We start from the raw sequence: 16,686 nt of genomic DNA on the forward strand, positions 1-16,686 counted from the left end.
TTTGGCACGCTGTTGAGTTCTCAAGGAACGGACGCTTCCTTCGTACTCACCCTCTCGGGCTTTCCTCCGGGCGCTTCCCTTCGGTGTTTCCAACCCTACCAGATTCATTTTCCGTTCCGTTTCCGGTTCGGATTCTGTTTCCGGTGGCCGTTGGAGGGCCTTTTGCCTTTCGGCGTGTTCACTACGTTAGCCGATTTCCCCGGCGACTCATAATCGAGCCGATCGGGTTGAATTTCGGCATGCCGAAATCGCACCCTGTTTGGGTTCGTCGCAGGTAGTGGATGGCCGCTTCGGGGGCTGTAGAACAGCAGTCCCTGTTCAAGCGGCTCGGGCTACGTTAGGCGTCTCGAAACGCCGAGTCAAGTTGACCTGCGGCGTGGCGCGTGAGGCCGGTAGGGACTCACGGTGAGGTCGTCGGTGATCCAGTAGCGCCAGGGGTGGTCGGCTCCCGCGCCGCCCACTCCCGTGCGCGGGCCGTTGCGTACCTGGTCAGCGGTGGGAGGCGTGCCGGTGACGATGTGCAGAGGGGCGTCCGGGCCGGCGCAGACGTCGGCGCCGTCGAGGGTGCGGTCGATGTCGAGGGCCGTGGCCAGGCGGGCCGGGCCTTTGGCCAGTTCCTTGTCATTTCGGGCCGAGACTCGACGTTTACGGGCGAGCTCGGTGCCCACTCGGATCTCGCCCGCGCGCAGCAGGACCCCGCTGGCGGTGCCCTCGGGGCCGCACACGAGATTGAGGCAGTGCCGCATACCGTAGGTAACGTACTGAGCATGTACGTCGTCGCATCATCGGCAAGGCGACGACGAGCAGGAGAGACAGGCAGTGCGAGCGATTATCTGCGCCAGGCTCAGCCCGACCCCGAGGGGCGAGGAGTCCAAGGGTGGGAACCTCACGCAACAGGTCGAACTGAGCCAGGCACTGTGCGACCGGAACGGCTGGACGGTTGTCGAGGTCATCACAGAGAAGGACTCTTCGGCCTCGAAGTTCCGCGTCGTTGAGGGCCGCAAGGTGTCGGCTCGCGGTGAAGGCTGGAAGCGCGTGGTCGAGCTGGTTCGCACGGGTACGGCTGATGTCGTCGTAGCCAGGCACTACGACCGCCTCTACCGCACGACACGAGACCTGGTCGAGTTGGTGGACCTGGCCGAGGAGACCGGCGTTCATCTGGCCGCCGCACAGGCTCAGGGAGTCCTGGACTTGGCAACTCCTTCGGGTCGTCTGGCTGCGCGCATCGGCGCTGCGGTGGCCGAGAACGAGACCGAGATGCGAGTAGAGCGTCAGGTGCTCGGTCATCAGCGCCGCAGGGAGTCGGGCAGGCCCTTCTGGAGCACCCGCCCCTTCGGCTTCGAGCGCGACGGCACTCATCGCGACGAGGAGGCGGAAGCCCTGCGGCAGGCGTACCGGGATGTCCTGGCCGGTGTCTCCCTGTGGTCCATCGCGAAGGACTGGAACGCTCGCGAGCTGCTCTCGCCACACGGCAAGGAGTGGCGTAGCTCGAACCTCCGGGGCGTCCTTTTGAAGCCGAGGAACGCGGGCATCCAGACGTACTCCCAGTGGGTCGAGAAGCCGGATGGGAGACGCGTACGGGTGACCGAGGAGACCGGCACACAGGCAACTGGGAGCCGATCGTCTCCGAGGGCATGTTCCGGGCCCTGGTGCGCTACCTGAGCGACCCTGAGCGCAACACGGGCGGCGGGAAGAGGGGGCACCAGGCGCTGCCGCGCCATTACACCGCTCTGCGGGACATGGCCGAAGGAGGGGATGTTCGCGGCCCCTCAGTCGATGCAGAACTCGTTGCCCTCGATGTCCAGCATCGGGATGCACGAATCATTGCCGTCATACAGCGTTCGCACGTGTACCGCCCCGAGCGGGACCAGCCGTGCGCACTCGGCCTCAAGTGCAGCGAGACGCTCTTCACCCACGAGTCCGGTGCCGACCCGCACGTCAAGATGCAGCCGGTTCTTGGCGGCCTTCCCCTCGGGGACGCGCTGGAAGTACAGTCGCGGACCCACGCCTGAGGGGTCAATGCAGGCAAACCATGCGTCCTGCTGCTCAGGTGGCTGTGAGCGCTTGAAATCGTCCCACGTGGCAAACCCCTCGGGTGGCGGCGGTACGACGTACCCCAACACCTCGCACCAGAAACGGGCGAGGCGCTCAGGTTCTGCGCAGTCGAAGGTGACTTGGAACTTCTTGATCGACGTCACCGGGCCACCGTATTGGCGCGTGCTCTTCAGCGAAACCCCCAGGGTGCCATCGCCGCGCAGGCCGAGCGCCTTTCGTCAGTCGTCTTCCTGAAGGGGCAGTCCACCGACAGCTACACCAACACAGGGGACATGACCGCCCAGTGCGTTGCAGCAACGGGCGTGCGCCTGTCTGCCTGTCGCTGTGCTCCCGCGTGCCTGCCAGTGGTGCGGCCTGCCAGCCGCTCACGCGGGCGCACAGCCGTTCGTGTGCCACGACGCGGGCCAGCCTGGCGACGGCGGAAGGGGTGGGGTATGACCCCTTGAAGGGGCCTTGCTCGACCGCCGTGTCTTAGCAGCCAAGATTCCGCCACGGTTTCAGGGCCCATCTGTCCTGCGCGCAGACCGCCACGGCGAGAGCGTATGACCTGGTCACAGGCTTGTGCTTGGCTGAGCGCGACGGCGGAAGCCTGCAAAGAACAGGGCCTTTCGGCTGCGCCTGTGGGGCGCGGGAGCGCCCCCTTGGTCTCGCTGGCTTGCTCCTGTCGGCCCCCTTCGGGGCCGCACTGTCGTAGGCCGCTTGCGACTCTGGCGGCCGGTAGGCCGCCCCCTGCCAGTTCCCTTTGCCGTTGAGCCTGGCTTCCTTCTTCAGTCGGCCCCGACAGGGGCCGCACTGCACTGGGGCTAAATAGATAAGAGAGGACGCGAACGTTTCCGCAGGCCAGAGGCTATGTGGGTACACGCCAGGCGTGCTCTAACTACACGCCCGGGATGTAGTCATCGGCTCTGATGGAGGCGGCAGGGGACTGGCGCACCTTGCCCTTCTGGAACAGGTGGGGAGGGAGGACGAGACAGGCGGCCCCGGAACGGGGCGACACGAGGTTCAGCTCCTTGGCACGGGCCACCGCGTTGCGGGTGCTCTGGTCGGACAGCGGCTTACCGCCCTTGCCCAGCAGCGCGGCCAGCCGGCCGGGCTCGAAGCTTGCGTGTCCTTGCCGGTCTGCCCATCCGATGGCGGCGAAGTGGACGCGGTAGGCGAGCGGGTGTCCGGGGTGCTGCGCCATACGCCGGTACTCATGCTGGGAGACTCCGCCCCACGGGCGGTCATGGCCGAAGCTGATAGCCACCGAGTGCGGCTCCTTCCTGTGAGGCGCACACGGATGCGCCAGTGACCCCCGCCGGACGGCGGGACATGCGCCTCCCTTTCGTTGCGGGGGTGGACCGGCACAGGTGGCGCGGTCTCGTTTCACAGGTGGACGCCCAAGCCTGCGGGCCTGGACTCGGTCTCGTGCGGTCGGGAGCGACGGCGGCGACCTGGCCGAGGGATCGTACACGAAGGAGGGAGGACCCAGTTCAGGGAGCCCGCCCGTGTGGTGCTCTGTTCGGCTATCCGCTGATGTACCCGGCCATCCCCCTGTCCGGCCCGAGTCGGCACACGTCGACAGTCACTCGACCGGCCAGGAACGCGTCACGCGCCACGCTCGCGAACGATCACGCATCTTCTGGCCCAACTCCGCGCCGACTCACCGGCGGGCCGTGAGCAAGGCGCACAGCGGCTCAGGCTCCGGCGGACGGTTTGGCTCTCGGGCTCAGCCGGTACGCCGAGACCGTCGGATCACCGGCGAGGTAGAACCGGTGTTGCCAGTCGTGGGCCTTGCTCACACCTACCCGAGGACCAACCTGGATGAGCGCGGCAGGTACAGGCTCACCCTCGGACAACACGACCGAGGTACCTGTCAGGAGGTCTGCGCCGTTGTGCTCCGCCGTGATGCCGAGTGCCTGACAGAAGTTCCCCGGACCTCGGGCAAGCCGTGGACTCTCGACCCTCTCCCCTCGTCGCTTGCGTGCCAGGTCTTCCCCCTCGATGACCCTGCCTGCCCGGATGAGGACAGCCGAGGCGATGCCGTCCGTCCCGGTGACGACGTTGGCGCACCAGTGGAGACCGTGGGACCGGTAGATGTACAGGTGTCCTGCGGGTCCGAACATGACGGCGTTACGGGGTGTCTGGCCTCGGTAGGCATGGGAAGCTGGGTCAGCCGTACCGGAGTACGCCTCGGTCTCCGTGATGGCGATGCTCACGGTTCCCTCGGGGGTCTTGCAGGTGAGGACGCTCCCGAGCAGCTTGGGGGCTACGTCTTCGGCAGGGTGGGCGAGGAGGTCAACGTTCATGCTGACCGCCTTGACATGCCATAGGTGAAGTAGACGTAGGCGTGGCGCGGGCCGAACATCACTCCGTTGCGGGCGGTGCGGCCGCGGTAGGCGTGGGAACCCGGGTCGGCTTCGCCCGCGTATGCCTCCACCTCGGTGAGCCGGAGTTCGACGAGGCCGTCGTCGGTCCGGCGCACCAGCGTGCGGCCGAGGAGGTCCGGGGCGACCTCCAGGACGGGGCGGTCGAAGAAGTCCCGGGGCAGCGGCGTACGGTCAGGGCTCTCGATCATGGCGTACGAGGGTACTCGCCCCCTCCGGGGAACCGACTACCGTCTTCGCGCGTATGTAGGGGTCAGGACACAGGAGGGAATGAACATGGGCTTCAAGAGGCTGCTCGCGAGCTTGGGTGCCGGCGGTGCGTCCGTCGAGACGGAGCTGACCGAGGCGAACGTCGTTCCGGGCGGCGTCGTGCAGGGTGAGGTGCGGATACAGGGCGGTTCTGTCGATCAGCAGATCGAGGGGCTGTCGGTCGGTCTGCAGGCGCGCGTCGAGGTCGAGGGCGGTGACCAGGAGGTCAAGCAGGCCATCGAGTTCACCAAGCAGCGTCTCGGCGGTGCCTTCGAGGTGAAGGCCGGCGCCCTGCACGTGGTGCCGTTCGGTCTGGAGATCCCCTGGGAGACGCCGATCACCAGCATCGCGGGGCAGCAGCTGCACGGGATGAACATCGGTGTGACGACCGAGCTGGAAATCGCCCGTGCCGTGGACTCCGGTGACCTGGACCCGATCCATGTGCACCCGCTGCCTGCTCAGCAGGCGATTCTCGACGCGTTCATCCAGCTGGGCTTCCGCTTCAAGAGCGCCGACATGGAGCGCGGACACATTCGCGGGACGCGGCAGCAGCTGCCGTTCTACCAGGAGATCGAGTTCCTGCCGCCGCAGCAGTACCGGGGGCTGAACCAGGTCGAGCTGACGTTCATCGCCGACAACCGGGAGATGGACGTCGTCCTGGAGATGGACAAGAAGCCCGGGCTGTTCAGCGAGGGCAGTGACTCGTACCGCGCGTTCCAGGTGGACGTGCACAACTTCCAGGCGACGGATTACGCCGCTTACCTCAACCAGTGGCTCGCGGATGTCGGCGGTCGTCGTAACTGGCTCTAGGCTCGGTGCCGCAAGCGCGTAAGCGCAGGAACGCCGATTCGGAGGTTCAGACGTGACCGAGGCGAAGAGGGCTCCGCTGCCTCATGACTTCCATCCGCCGGTGCCGTCGTTCACGGTGACGAGTGCCGACATCGAGCCGGGTGGAGTCCTGAAGGACGCCCAGGTCTACTCGGCCGGCAACACGTCGCCGCAGCTGAGCTGGGAGGGCTTCCCCGCGGAGACGAAGAGCTTCGCGGTGACGTGCTTCGACCCGGACGCGCCGACGGGGAGCGGGTTCTGGCACTGGGTGCTGTTCGACATTCCGGCGTCGGTGACGGAGCTGCCGGTCGGCGCCGGCAGCGGGAAGTTCGAGGGGCTGCCCAAGGGCGCCGTGCACGTCCGTAACGACTACGGGTCGAAGGACTTCGGCGGGGCCGCGCCCCCGAAGGGCGACGGGCCGCACCGCTACGTCTTCACCGTGTACGCGGTGGACAGCGAGAAGCTGGGACCCGGTGACGATGTGTCGCCTGCGGTCGTGGGCTTCAATCTGCGGTTCCACGCACTCGCGCGGGCCCAGCTCATCGGAGAGTACGAGAACCGCGGGTAGCTTTCCGAGGGTTCGCTTGTTGTTTGCCCGCTCCTGGTCTTGGAGAGATCAGGAGCGGGCATCTTTCGTTGTGCGCGGATATTGCGTTGTCCATCGCGGCGTGCCCGGCCAGAGTTGATCCAAGCCCAGAGCCCGCCACAAGGGCCGGGCCGGCACACGGGAGGTGGGGCACAATGCGGGACACGCTGGTACTCAACGCGAGCTTCGAGCCGCTGTCGACGGTGACGCTCAACCGTGCGGTGGTGCTTGTGCTGCAGGACAAGGCCGTCGTCGAGCAGTCCCACCCCGAGCTGCGTGTGCGCGGTGCCGCGGTCGATCTTCCGGTGCCGCGGGTGATCAGGCTCTGCAGGTACGTACGGGTGCCGTTCCGAAGACAGGCGCCGTGGTCGAGGCGGGGTGTCCTGGTACGGGACCAGCACAGGTGCGCGTACTGCGGGAGGCGGGCGACGACCGTGGACCACGTGGTGCCGCGGTCGCAGGGTGGTGCGGACAGCTGGCTGAACACGGTCGCGTCCTGTGCCGAGGACAATCACCGCAAGGCGGACCGTACGCCGGAGCAGGCGGGGATGCCGCTGCTGCAGGAGCCCTTCGTACCGACCCCGGCGGACGCAATGCTGCTGGCGCTGCGGGCGGGTGAGCGGTCGGCGCTGCCGGAGTGGCTGGCGCAGCACGGCTCGTCGACGGTCGCTCGGTCCGCAGCGTAGCCGCGCGGTCGGACGGGAGAAGTCGACGCCCGCCTCCTTCGGGAGGCGGGCTTCCGTGTGCCCGCGCGACGGCCGGGCCGGTGGCGACGGCGGTGTCAGCGCAGTACCAGCTGGACGATGGCGACCGTGCCCACGACGACGATCACGGTCCGCAGCACGACGGGCGGGAGCCTTCGGCCGATCTTGGCGCCGATCTGGCCGCCGATGGCGGAGCCGACCGCGATCAACAGGACCGCGGTCCAGTCGAAGTCGGCGACGAAGAGGAAGAAGAGCGCGGCGATGCCGTTGACGATCGCTGCGAGGACGTTCTTGGCGGCGTTGAGACGCTGCAGGCTGTCGTGGAGCAGCATGCCCATGAGGGAGAGGTAGATGATCCCCTGGGCGGCGGTGAAGTAACCGCCGTAGACGCTGGCGAGCATGATGGCGACGAAGAGGAGTGGTCCCCCGTCGGGGTGCGGGTCCTCGGAGCCGTTTCGCTCGCGTCGGCGCTGGACGGCCCGGGTGATCCGGGGCTGCAGGATCACGAGTACGAGGGCGAGGGCGACCAGGACGGGGACGACGGTCTCGAAGGCCGTCGAGGGCAGCAGGAGCAGCAGCATCGCGCCGCCGAGGCCGCCGATGAGGGCGGCGGTGCCGAGGCGGAGGATGCGGCGGCGCTGGCCGGTGAGCTCCGCGCGGTAGCCGATGGCTCCGCTGACCGATCCCGGTATCAGGCCGAGGGCGTTCGAGACGGTCGCGGTGACCGGGGGCAGGCCGGTGGCCAGCAGGACGGGAAAGGTGATGAGGGTTCCCGAGCCGACAATGGTGTTGATCGTGCCCGCTGCCGTACCGGCGGCGAAGACCGCGAGCGCTTCCCAGATGGACAAAGCCATCTCCTTACATGATCAGGGTGCCGCCTCCCCGCCGTGAAGGTCGAGGGGCTCCACTGATCATGCACGACTGCACGTATCCGTCGGCCAAGGGGGGTTGTGTCGGTCGGGAGGGGATGTGTCAGTCGATGGGAGGCTGCTCGCGCCGTTCGGTGCCGTTGCCCTGCTGCGGGATGGTGTGCCCCCCGTTGCCGTTGCCGCCCTTGTTGCCGCCGAGCGGGCCGCCGCCGAAGCTGCCGAGGGCGCCGGAGAGGCCCTTGAGCGCGTCGCCGATCTCGCTGGGCACGATCCAGAGCTTGTTGGCGTCGCCCTCGGCGATCTTCGGGAGCATCTGGAGGTACTGGTACGACAGCAGCTTCTGGTCGGGGTCCCCGGCGTGGATGGACTCGAAGACCGTGCGGATCGCCTGGGCCTCGCCCTCGGCGCGCAGGGCGGCCGCCTTGGCCTCACCTTCGGCGCGCAGGATCGCGGACTGCTTCTCACCCTCGGCGGTGAGGATCTGCGACTGGCGGATACCTTCGGCGGTCAGGATCGCGGCGCGCTTGTCACGGTCGGCGCGCATCTGCTTCTCCATCGAGTCCTGGATGGAGGTCGGGGGCTCGATGGCCTTGAGCTCGACGCGGTTGACGCGGATGCCCCACTTGCCGGTGGCCTCGTCGAGGACGCCGCGCAGGGCCGCGTTGATCTCCTCGCGGGAGGTGAGCGTCCGCTCCAGGTCCATGCCACCGATGATGTTGCGCAGGGTGGTGACGGTGAGCTGCTCGATCGCCTGGATGTAGCTGGCCACTTCGTAGGTCGCGGCCCGGGCGTCGGTCACCTGGTAGTAGATGACGGTGTCGATGTTGACGACGAGGTTGTCCTGGGTGATCACCGGCTGGGGCGGGAAGGGGACGACTTGTTCCCGGAGGTCGATCCGGTTGCGGATCGAGTCGATGAACGGGACCACGATGTTCAGGCCCGCGTTGAGGGTCCGGGTGTAGCGGCCGAAGCGTTCGACGATGGCGGCACTGGCCTGCGGGATGACCTGGATCGTCTTGATCAGGGCGATGAACACCAGGATCACCAGAATGACCAGGACGATGATGATCGATGGCATCGTGCTACCCGTGCCCTTCGCTGCCGGATGAGTCTGATGATCGAGTTTCCCAGACCGCGGGCGGTCGTGGGGGCCGTTCGGTCACATGATCATGACGAGTGGTCACCTGATGAGGGGTCACATGACCACGGCAGTAGCTCCGTCGATGTCCACGACGTCGACCTGCTCGCCGGGTTCGAAGGCCCGTTCCGTGTCGAGGGAACGCGCCGACCAGACCTCGCCGGCGAGCTTGATGCGGCCACCGCTGCCGTCGACCCGTTCCAGGACGACGGCCTGACGGCCTCTCAGCGCATCCACGCCCGTGGCCAGTTGGGGGCGCTGGGAGCTGTGGCGTGCCGCGATGGGCCGTACGACCGCGATGAGCGCGACCGACACCGCGGCGAAGACCACCACTTGCGTCACCACGCCGAAGCCGAGGCCCGCGGTGACGGCACCGGCGACCGCTCCGACGGAGAGCATGCCGAGTTCGGGCATGGCGGTGAGCACGAGCGGGATGCCCAGTCCCACCGCTGCGATCAGCCACCACACCCATGCGTCGATGTCCACACGGGCATGGTAGGGGCGCGGCGGTGCCGCGGACAGGGCGCGTGATCGGCGGAAGGCCGGTGCGGGGGCTCGGGTTGGGCCCGGTTCGAGGTCCGGCTGGGGCCCGCCAGGGTCAGGAGAGCGGGAGTCCCTGGGCCGTCCAGCGCTCCCCGTTGCGCTCGACGACGAGCGGCAGACCGAAGCAGAGGGAGAGGTTGCGGGAGGTCAGCTCGGTCTCCATGGGGCCGGCGGCGAGCACCTTGCCCTGGCGGATCATGAGGACGTGGGTGAAGCCCGGGGCGATCTCCTCGACATGGTGGGTGACCATGATCATGGAGGGTGCGTACGGGTCGCGGGCGAGGCGGCCGAGGCGGCGCACCAGATCCTCACGGCCGCCGAGGTCGAGTCCTGCGGCAGGCTCGTCGAGGAGGAGCAGCTCGGGGTCGGTCATCATCGCGCGGGCGATGAGGGTGCGCTTGCGCTCGCCCTCGGAGAGGGTGCCGAACTTGCGGTCCAGGTATTCCGACATGCCGAGCCGGTCGAGGAAGGCGCGGGCGCGCTCCTCGTCGACGGCGTCGTAGTCCTCGTGCCAGGTGGCGGTCATGCCGTACGCGGCGGTGAGGACGGTCTGCAGGACGGTCTGGCGCTTGGGCAGCTTCTCGGCCATGGCGATACCGGCCATGCCGATGCGGGGGCGGAGCTCGAAGACGTCGACCTTGCCGAGCCGGTCGCCGAGGACGGTGGCGGTGCCGGTGGTGGGGAAGAGATAGCTGGAGGCGATGTTGAGCAGGGTGGTCTTGCCGGCGCCGTTCGGCCCGAGGATCACCCAGCGCTCGCCCTCTTTGACCGACCAGGAGACGTCGTCCACCAGAGCGCGTCCGTCGCGGACCACGGATACGTCCACCAGCTCCAGTACATCGCTCATGAGCGCGTTGTCTCCCCATGCAATCGTCGAGAGGTCTCGAGAAGTCCCGGGAGTCCGGTGCGCCTGTGGGCGTGGCTCCCAGGGAAAACCTACGCCACCTGCCGGGTGGGCCGTCGGCCTGGTCCGGTCCCTAGGCTGGGTCCATGCTCTCGGAACCACGCTCAGGACGGCTGGCCTCGTGGGGAAATGCCCTATTGGCCGGATTTGTATCACCGGATGACGCGGCGCTCGCGATCGTCGGGGACGACGCGGTGCACCGCGTGGAAGGGCTGCCGGGTGAAACGGACCCGGTCGGGCTCACGCTGGCGCTGGGGCGGCTGCGCGGGCTCGGCGTGACCGGCTTCCGTGTCGCGCTGCCCGCGCCGGGGCATCCGCTGGGACTCAGCGGGCCGCCCGACTTCAATGCGCGGGCACTGGAGGCCGAGGAAGCGGTCGTCGGCCACGGGGCGGCGTACGGGCTGGTGCCGGAGGTGTACGAGGCCGGTCCGGCCGGTGACGTCCATGTGGAGGTCGTCTGGCACTGTCTGCCGGTGCGGGAGGCTCCGCCGGCCGACGTGCCCTCGCTCGGGGAGGCGGAGCGGGAGCTCGCCGAGGCGCTGCGGGAGGCGACGGCGGTGCTGTCGCGGCTCGACGTGGCGGCGTCGGGCCCGGTGGCGGAGGCCGCGCTGGACGCGTATCGAGCGCGCGCTCATGCGGGCCGTGAGCTGCTGGCGCCCGGGTACCCGCCGCGTGCGGTGCGGGTGCTGGAGCTGGCGCAGCGGATCGGGCTGCTGATCTCGCTGGCGTACGACCACGGGCACGGGGGCGCGGTGAGCGCGTCGGAGATGGCCGCACGGGGGGCTGCGCTGCGGCCGGTCGAGCGGGTGGCCCGGCGCGCCCAGGTGGCGGCGTACAACGCGTACGTGGAGGAACTGGAACGCGGGCGCCCGTGACGGGACCCCCGGCCCGTCGGCCGGACGCCGCGTCGAGGCAGCGACTGGTGTGACCGCGGCGTGCACCCCGCTGTGACATGAGCGGCTCCGCCGCCTGGCCGCGAGGCGCCCCGGCGCCGAACGGTGCGAGGGGTGCGTCGAGAGAAGGACCGCGACCGGACCCCGGGCGATGCCCGGGGTCCGGTGGTCACTGCAGTGCGTCGGGCCGGCCGGCCCGCGGGTCAGAAGTTGACGCCCTCGTTGCCGAACGCCGGGTTGAGCAGGCCGATGACGTTGACGGTGTTGCCCACGGCGTTGACCGGAACGTGGACCGGGACCTGGACCAGGTTGCCGGAGCCGACGCCCGGGGAGTGGGTGGCCTGACCGTCGGCGTGCGCGGAGGTGGCGGACGCAACACCGGCACCCGCGGCGACGAGGCCACCGGCGACCATGGTGACGGCAACGGCCTTCTTCAGGTTCTTCACTTCAGGATCCTCCTGGTCGTCGCTGCGGCGGGATCGCCGCGGCACGCCATGGAGAACGCCGGAACACCGTTCGGGATACGCCATGTGGGCGACATGCACCCGACGGTATGAATCTCACACCGGAAGACGACGGTCCGGATGGCCGCCCCGCTGACCTGCTGAAACGATCCGATCAGCCGGTGAGCCCATGGCGCACCGCCCAGAGCGCGGCCTGGGTGCGGTCCGCCAGATCGAGCTTCATCAGAATGTTCGACACATGCGTCTTCACCGTCTTCTCGGAGAGGACGAGGGCGCGCGCGATCTCGCGGTTGGAGCGGCCGTCGGCGATCAGACCGAGCACCTCGCGCTCCCGGTCGGTGAGTGACGTCCCTCTCCCCTGCCCGGGCTTCGGATCGTCCTGGGCCAGCAACGCGCCCGCGACCTCGGGCTGGAGCAGCACATGGCCCGCGTGCACGGAGCGGATCGCGCCGGCCAGCGCATCCGGGTCCACGTCCTTGTACACGTAACCGGACGCGCCGGCGCGCAGGGCGGGGACCACGGTGCGCTGCTCGGTGAAGCTCGTGACCACCAGCACCTTCGCGGGATTGGCGAGCGCGCGGAGTTTGCGCAGGGCCTCGATGCCGTCGGTGCCGGGCATCTTCACGTCCATGAGGACGACGTCGGGCTTCAGCTCCTCGGCGCGTGCGACGCCCTCATCGCCGTCCCCCGCCTCCCCCACGACCTCGATGTCGTCCTGTACCTCGAGGAACGTACGCAGGCCGCGGCGGACGACCTGATGGTCGTCCACCAGCAGCACCCGGATCGCCTTGTCACCCACCGGGCACCTCCATCTCGATCGTGGTGCCCTTGCCGGGCGCCGATTCCACCGTGAGTGTGCCGCCGACACCGCTCGCCCGGTCGCGCATGGACACGAGGCCGAGGTGACGGCCGGCCCTGCGGACCGAGCGGGGCTCGAAGCCCTTCCCGTCGTCCGTGACGCTGAGGACCGCGCCCTGGCCCCTGCGGGCCAGGCTGACCGCGACGAGCTCCGCGCCCGAGTGACGCAGGGCGTTGTGCAGGGCCTCCTGGGCGACCCGCAGGAGGGCCTCCTCCTGGGCCGCGGGCAGCGCCCGGACCCCGCAGCTGTCGAACGTGACGCGGGCGGTGTGGGCGCGGTCCAGGACCTGTATCTGCGTACGGAGCGTGTTGACGAGGCCGTCCTCGTCGAGGGCCGCGGGGCGCAGCTCGACCACCGCGGCCCGCAGCTCGTCGGCGGCCTCCGCGGCGAGGGCGGCGACCTGCCGCAGCTCGCCCTTGGCGCGGACGGGGTCGCGGTCCACGAGCCTGGCCGCGGCCTGGGCGGTCAGCCGGAGCGAGAAGAGCTTCTGGCTGACGGCGTCGTGGAGCTCATGGGCGAGGCGAGAGCGCTCCTCGGCGATGGTGAGCTCGCGGCTGCGCTCGTACAGCCGGGCGTTGGTGAGGGCGATCGCGGCGTGCTGGGCGAGGATCGAGAGGAGCTCCTCGTCGTCCTCGGTGAAGCCGCAGCCGCCTGCCGGTGCGGGGCACCGCTTGTTGGCGAGGAACAGCGCGCCGATCGTCTCGTCGCCGTCCTTGATGGGCAGGCCCAGGAAGTCGGACATGTCGGGATGGGCGGAGGGCCATCCCTCGAAGCGGGGGTCCTTCCGTACGTCGGCGAGCCGCTCGGGCTTCGCGTCCCTGAGCATCGCGGCCAGGATGCCGTGCTGGCGCGGGAGCGGGCCGATCGCCCGCCACTGCTCGTCGCTGACGCCGTCGACGACGAACTGGGCGAAGCCTCCGTGGTCGTCGGGCACGCCCAGCGCCGCGTACTCGGCGTCGAGCAGCTCGCGGGCCGAGGCGACGATCGTCTTGAGGACGTCGCGCACCTCGAGATGCCTGCTCATCGCGAGGAGAGCGGTGCTCACGGCGGCGAGGCCGGAGCTCGGTCGGTGGCTCATGGGATCACCGTACCGGCGGGCGTGACCGTGCGTATCGGGCTGTGGACGGCGGCCGATTGGGGCTCGGGGCCTAGGTCGAAGTGCCCTGGCCGGTACGGGCCTGGGGACGAGGTGGCCGGCCGTGGCCCGGATCCACTCTGGGGGCACCGATACAGAGGGGACGGACGACATGCCTGTCGCGATCATCACGGGAGCGTCGAAGGGGCTCGGGCGTGCGCTGGCCGCGGCGCTCGCGCAGCGTGGCTGGGACCTGGTGCTGGACGCCCGGACGGCGGCCGTACTGGAGAAGACCGCCGGAGAGCTGAGGCAGTACGGGACGCGGGTCGTGGCGCTGCCCGGGGACGTCACGGACGCCGGCCACCGCAAGGACCTGGTGTCCGCGGCCCGCGACCTGGGCTCGCTCGATCTGCTGGTGAGCAACGCCGGCGCGCTGGGTGCCGAGCCGCTGGTGCGGCTGGAGGAGCTGCCGCTGGAAGGGCTGCGGGTGGCGCTGGAGACCAATGCGGTGGCCGCGCTCGGGCTCGTGCAGGAGGCGCTGCCGCTGCTGCGGGCCGGATCGGCGGGTATGCCGGGCGCGGTGATCGCGGTCTCGTCGGACGCGGCGGCGGAGGCGTACGAGACGTGGGGCGGTTACGGGGCGTCGAAGGCGGCGCTCGACCATCTCGCGGCGGTCCTGGCGGTGGAGGAGCCGGACCTGCGGGTGTGGGCGGTCGACCCGGGCGACATGCGGACGGATCTGTACGCGGCGGCCGTGCCGGACGACGACGGGCCGAGGCCGGGCCCGGAGACCGTGGTGCCGGGGTTCCTGCGGCTGCTGGACGAGCGGCCCGCCAGCGGGCGGTACGCGGCGCCTTCACTGCTGGGTGCGCGATGAGGGTGCTGGAGGCGCTGCGGGTGCCGGCGGAGCGGTCGGCGCGGGTGCCGGCGGAGCAGCGCGGGTGCGGGCGGGACGACGTACGGCTGATGGTGTCGCGCGGGGCGGAGGTGTCGCACCACGCGTTCCGGGAGCTGCCGGGGCTGCTGCGGGCCGGTGACGTGCTGGTGGTGAACACGTCGGCGACGCTGGCCGCCGCCGTGAACGGGCGGCTGGGCGCGGAACGGCTGGTCGTCCACTTCTCCACGCGCGGGGACGACGGGCGCTGGGCGGTGGAGCTGCGCTCCCCGGACGGCGCCGGGAGCACCCTGCCGAGGGCGGGCGGCCCGGCGGGGGCGCAGATCCGGCTGCCCGGCGGGGGGCTGCTCGTACCGGAGGAGCCGCTGGTGCCCGGCGCGGACCGGTTGTGGTGGGCCCGCGCGCCGGTCGGCGTCCCGGCGCTGATGAGGAGGTACGGCAGGCCCATCCGCTACCGCTACACCGAGCGGGACCAGCCGCTGTCCGCGTACCGGACGGTGTTCGCGCTGCCGGCTGCGGACGGGGCAGGTTCTGCCGAGATGCCGAGTGCCGCCCGTCCCTTCACCGAGCGGCTGGTGGCGGAGCTGGTGCGCCGGGGGGTGCAGTTCGCGCCGGTCGCGCTGCACACGGGGGTGGCGTCGGCCGAGGCGCACGAGCCGCCGTACCCGGAGCGCTTCGCGGTGCCCGCGACCAGCGCGTGGCTGGTGAACGCCGCCCGTGCGGGCGGGGGGAGGATCATCGCGGTCGGGACGACGGCGGTACGGGCGCTGGAGTCGGCCGCGGGCCCCGACGGGGTCGTCCGGGCGGCTTCCGGCTGGACCGATCTCGTCGTCACGCCCGGACGCGGGGTGCGGGCGGTGGACGGGCTGCTGACCGGGCTGCACGAGCCGGAGGCCTCGCATCTGCTGATGCTGGAGGCGATCGCGGGACGCGAGGCTCTGGCCGGAAGTTATGCCGAGGCACTACGCCGTCTCTACCTCTGGCACGAGTTCGGGGACGTCCACCTCCTCCTTCCGGCTGACAACCCTCACGCTTTGCAATGAGGAATCAACGCCTGGTGAGGTTGTTGCGCGCCGGATGTGAGCCCGCGCATAGGGCGCACATCACTTACGAAGGGAGCTAGTTGAACCAAATGGGACAGATAAGCATCACGTGAGCAGGCGACAGGGGCATTTTCCGGGCATGCCGGAAAGCCCCTGATCCACTATTTCGGGTAGTACGTCACACCTTTGCCACAGGATTTTGCTGCCGCTAAGAATTGCGTTCCGTCGCCGCCGAGAAGGCGCTGAGCCACCCGGCCGTAGCGACGCCCCGCTATTCGAAGAGGTACGTCTCGCATGTTCGCGTCCCGCACCCCCGGTTCCCGTCTGTCCAAGACCCACAAGTTCACGATTGCCGGTGTGGCCGCCGTTGGCGCCTCCGCCCTCGCGTTCTCCCTCGTCCCGGGCAACGCCGTCGCGGAGACCGAAACGCAGGCCGTGTCCTCGGCGAACGTCGCCTGGTCCTCCAGCGTCGACACGGCGAAGGCCGCCGCCCTTCAGGCGAGCATCGCCAACCAGTCCGCCTTCCTCGACGCCAAGGCCCAGCAGCAGGCCAAGGTCAAGGCCGACGCCGCCGTCGCGCTGAAGGCCAAGGTCGAGGCCCAGGCCGCCGCGAAGGCGCAGGCTGCCGCGAAGGCGAAGGCCGCCGCTGCCGCCAAGGCCCAGGCCGAGGCCGCCGCGAAGCAGCGCGCCGAGGCGAAGGCCGCCGCCAGCCGTGCCGCCGCCCGTAAGCCCGTCTACGCGAACAACCTGGACGGCTGGATCCGCGAGGCCATGGACATCATGAAGAAGCACAACATCCCGGGCACCTACGAGGGCATCCACCGCAACATCATGCGTGAGTCCTCCGGTAACCCGCGTGCGATCAACGACTGGGACATCAACGCCATCAACGGCGTCCCCTCGAAGGGCCTGCTGCAGGTCATCAAGCCGACCTTCGACGCCTACCACATCCCCGGCACCTCCTGGGACCAGTACGACCCGGTCGCCAACATCGTCGCCGCCTGCAACTACGCGGCCGACCGCTACGGCTCCATGGACAACGTCAACAGCGCCTACTGACGGACGCTGTACCGCGGTACGGCCGTACCGCCGCCGGACGCACACGCCGAAGGGCGGCACCCCGCACGGGGTGCCGCCCTTCTGCGTGTTTTTCCCCGGGGGATTGTGGCTACCTCTCCACCACCCCCAGCTCCTTGGTACGAGACAAAAAACCCA

General features: G+C 69.5%; 18 protein-coding genes and 2 pseudogenes. 8 read left to right on the forward strand and 12 right to left on the reverse strand.

The annotated features are described in order from the left end of the window. Nucleotides 1-359: 359 nt before the first annotated feature. Nucleotides 360-761: pseudogene (locus tag ACFV9O_RS34125) on the reverse strand (DNA-3-methyladenine glycosylase); the annotation flags it as partial. A 58-nt stretch (nt 762-819) separates the two neighbouring features. On the opposite strand from ACFV9O_RS34125, the gene ACFV9O_RS34130 reads away from it, so the two are divergent. Then, a complete protein-coding gene (locus ACFV9O_RS34130; protein WP_385425065.1) occupies nt 820-1,662 on the forward strand; it encodes a recombinase family protein in 843 nt (280 codons plus the stop codon). 107 nt (nt 1,663-1,769) lie between these two features. Here the strand turns inward: ACFV9O_RS34130 and ACFV9O_RS34135 are convergent, their stop codons facing one another. The 4 genes and pseudogenes from ACFV9O_RS34135 to ACFV9O_RS34150 form a co-directional block, all read right to left on the reverse strand. Beyond that, complete coding sequence (locus ACFV9O_RS34135) at nt 1,770-2,198, reverse strand: VOC family protein (protein WP_385425067.1); 429 nt, start codon at nt 2,196-2,198, stop codon at nt 1,770-1,772. Nucleotides 2,199-2,932: 734 nt separating this feature from the next. Continuing rightward, nucleotides 2,933-3,301 carry a hypothetical protein gene (locus ACFV9O_RS34140; RefSeq protein WP_385425070.1) on the reverse strand — a complete coding sequence of 123 codons (369 nt, stop codon included), beginning with the start codon at nt 3,299-3,301 and terminating at the stop codon, nt 2,933-2,935. Between the two features lie 430 nt (nt 3,302-3,731). After that, the gene (locus ACFV9O_RS34145; protein WP_385425134.1) at nt 3,732-4,343 is read right to left on the reverse strand and encodes a DNA-3-methyladenine glycosylase; all 612 of its coding nucleotides are present in this window, start codon (nt 4,341-4,343) and stop codon (nt 3,732-3,734) included. 42 nt (nt 4,344-4,385) lie between these two features. Then, a pseudogene (locus ACFV9O_RS34150) lies at nt 4,386-4,612 on the reverse strand (DNA-3-methyladenine glycosylase); the annotation flags it as partial. An 85-nt stretch (nt 4,613-4,697) separates the two neighbouring features. On the opposite strand from ACFV9O_RS34150, the gene ACFV9O_RS34155 reads away from it, so the two are divergent. The 3 genes from ACFV9O_RS34155 to ACFV9O_RS34165 all read left to right on the forward strand — a co-directional run bounded on the left by ACFV9O_RS34155 (nt 4,698) and on the right by ACFV9O_RS34165 (nt 6,770). Continuing rightward, the gene (locus ACFV9O_RS34155) at nt 4,698-5,480 is read left to right on the forward strand and encodes a sporulation protein (RefSeq protein ID WP_385425073.1); all 783 of its coding nucleotides are present in this window, start codon (nt 4,698-4,700) and stop codon (nt 5,478-5,480) included. A gap of 52 nt (nt 5,481-5,532) precedes the next feature. Next, on the forward strand, nt 5,533-6,066 hold the full coding sequence (locus ACFV9O_RS34160; protein ID WP_385425076.1) for a YbhB/YbcL family Raf kinase inhibitor-like protein: 534 nt from the start codon (nt 5,533-5,535) through the stop codon (nt 6,064-6,066). Between the two features lie 173 nt (nt 6,067-6,239). Next, nucleotides 6,240-6,770 carry an HNH endonuclease gene (locus ACFV9O_RS34165; protein ID WP_385425078.1) on the forward strand — a complete coding sequence of 177 codons (531 nt, stop codon included), beginning with the start codon at nt 6,240-6,242 and terminating at the stop codon, nt 6,768-6,770. Nucleotides 6,771-6,865: 95 nt separating this feature from the next. Here the strand turns inward: ACFV9O_RS34165 and ACFV9O_RS34170 are convergent, their stop codons facing one another. From ACFV9O_RS34170 to ACFV9O_RS34185, 4 genes are all read right to left on the reverse strand, one after another. Continuing rightward, nucleotides 6,866-7,642, reverse strand: coding sequence for a sulfite exporter TauE/SafE family protein (locus ACFV9O_RS34170; protein ID WP_385425080.1), 777 nt, complete (start codon nt 7,640-7,642; stop codon nt 6,866-6,868). A gap of 118 nt (nt 7,643-7,760) precedes the next feature. Continuing rightward, the gene (locus tag ACFV9O_RS34175) at nt 7,761-8,735 is read right to left on the reverse strand and encodes an SPFH domain-containing protein (protein WP_385425083.1); all 975 of its coding nucleotides are present in this window, start codon (nt 8,733-8,735) and stop codon (nt 7,761-7,763) included. A 117-nt stretch (nt 8,736-8,852) separates the two neighbouring features. After that, the gene (locus ACFV9O_RS34180; RefSeq protein ID WP_385425086.1) at nt 8,853-9,281 is read right to left on the reverse strand and encodes an NfeD family protein; all 429 of its coding nucleotides are present in this window, start codon (nt 9,279-9,281) and stop codon (nt 8,853-8,855) included. 112 nt (nt 9,282-9,393) lie between these two features. Beyond that, a complete protein-coding gene (locus ACFV9O_RS34185; RefSeq protein WP_385425093.1) occupies nt 9,394-10,185 on the reverse strand; it encodes an ABC transporter ATP-binding protein in 792 nt (263 codons plus the stop codon). 143 nt (nt 10,186-10,328) lie between these two features. Between ACFV9O_RS34185 and ACFV9O_RS34190 the strand changes: the two genes are divergently transcribed. Further along, nucleotides 10,329-11,117: a hypothetical protein gene (locus ACFV9O_RS34190; protein WP_385425096.1), complete on the forward strand. Its 789-nt coding sequence runs from the start codon at nt 10,329-10,331 to the stop codon at nt 11,115-11,117. A gap of 221 nt (nt 11,118-11,338) precedes the next feature. On the opposite strand, the gene ACFV9O_RS34195 is transcribed toward ACFV9O_RS34190, so the two are convergent. From ACFV9O_RS34195 to ACFV9O_RS34205, 3 genes are all read right to left on the reverse strand, one after another. Next, nucleotides 11,339-11,581: a chaplin gene (locus ACFV9O_RS34195; protein WP_385425098.1), complete on the reverse strand. Its 243-nt coding sequence runs from the start codon at nt 11,579-11,581 to the stop codon at nt 11,339-11,341. Nucleotides 11,582-11,753: 172 nt separating this feature from the next. Beyond that, nucleotides 11,754-12,398 (reverse strand): response regulator, encoded by a 645-nt coding sequence (locus ACFV9O_RS34200; protein WP_385425101.1) that lies wholly within the window; start codon nt 12,396-12,398, stop codon nt 11,754-11,756. Beyond that, nucleotides 12,391-13,536 carry a GAF domain-containing sensor histidine kinase gene (locus ACFV9O_RS34205; RefSeq protein ID WP_385425103.1) on the reverse strand — a complete coding sequence of 382 codons (1,146 nt, stop codon included), beginning with the start codon at nt 13,534-13,536 and terminating at the stop codon, nt 12,391-12,393. The genes ACFV9O_RS34200 and ACFV9O_RS34205 overlap by 8 nt, the downstream gene beginning before the upstream one ends. A 169-nt stretch (nt 13,537-13,705) precedes the next feature. On the opposite strand from ACFV9O_RS34205, the gene ACFV9O_RS34210 reads away from it, so the two are divergent. The 3 genes from ACFV9O_RS34210 (at nt 13,706) to ACFV9O_RS34220 (ending at nt 16,530) form a co-directional block, all read left to right on the forward strand. After that, entirely contained in the window at nt 13,706-14,410 is a 705-nt protein-coding gene (locus tag ACFV9O_RS34210; RefSeq protein WP_385425106.1) for an SDR family NAD(P)-dependent oxidoreductase, read from the forward strand. Continuing rightward, entirely contained in the window at nt 14,407-15,471 is a 1,065-nt protein-coding gene (locus tag ACFV9O_RS34215; RefSeq protein WP_385425109.1) for an S-adenosylmethionine:tRNA ribosyltransferase-isomerase, read from the forward strand. The genes ACFV9O_RS34210 and ACFV9O_RS34215 overlap by 4 nt, the downstream gene beginning before the upstream one ends. A 294-nt stretch (nt 15,472-15,765) precedes the next feature. Next, a complete protein-coding gene (locus tag ACFV9O_RS34220) occupies nt 15,766-16,530 on the forward strand; it encodes a transglycosylase SLT domain-containing protein (RefSeq protein WP_385425112.1) in 765 nt (254 codons plus the stop codon). Nucleotides 16,531-16,686: the final 156 nt, after the last annotated feature.

Source organism: Streptomyces sp. NPDC059909 (assembly GCF_042730885.1).
In the GTDB taxonomy this organism is placed as follows: Bacteria; Actinomycetota; Actinomycetes; order Streptomycetales; family Streptomycetaceae; genus Streptomyces.

Coding starts and splice junctions, on each gene's coding strand:
- ACFV9O_RS34145 (WP_385425134.1), bottom strand. CDS start 4,343: ATGAACGTTGACCTCCTCGCCCACCCTGCCGAAGACGTAGCCCCCAAG.
- ACFV9O_RS34155 (WP_385425073.1), top strand. CDS start 4,698: ATGGGCTTCAAGAGGCTGCTCGCGAGCTTGGGTGCCGGCGGTGCGTCC.
- ACFV9O_RS34165 (WP_385425078.1), top strand. CDS start 6,240: ATGCGGGACACGCTGGTACTCAACGCGAGCTTCGAGCCGCTGTCGACG.
- ACFV9O_RS34170 (WP_385425080.1), bottom strand. CDS start 7,642: ATGGCTTTGTCCATCTGGGAAGCGCTCGCGGTCTTCGCCGCCGGTACG.
- ACFV9O_RS34175 (WP_385425083.1), bottom strand. CDS start 8,735: ATGCCATCGATCATCATCGTCCTGGTCATTCTGGTGATCCTGGTGTTC.
- ACFV9O_RS34185 (WP_385425093.1), bottom strand. CDS start 10,185: ATGAGCGATGTACTGGAGCTGGTGGACGTATCCGTGGTCCGCGACGGA.
- ACFV9O_RS34190 (WP_385425096.1), top strand. CDS start 10,329: ATGCTCTCGGAACCACGCTCAGGACGGCTGGCCTCGTGGGGAAATGCC.
- ACFV9O_RS34205 (WP_385425103.1), bottom strand. CDS start 13,536: ATGAGCCACCGACCGAGCTCCGGCCTCGCCGCCGTGAGCACCGCTCTC.
- ACFV9O_RS34210 (WP_385425106.1), top strand. CDS start 13,706: ATGCCTGTCGCGATCATCACGGGAGCGTCGAAGGGGCTCGGGCGTGCG.
- ACFV9O_RS34215 (WP_385425109.1), top strand. CDS start 14,407: ATGAGGGTGCTGGAGGCGCTGCGGGTGCCGGCGGAGCGGTCGGCGCGG.
- ACFV9O_RS34220 (WP_385425112.1), top strand. CDS start 15,766: ATGTTCGCGTCCCGCACCCCCGGTTCCCGTCTGTCCAAGACCCACAAG.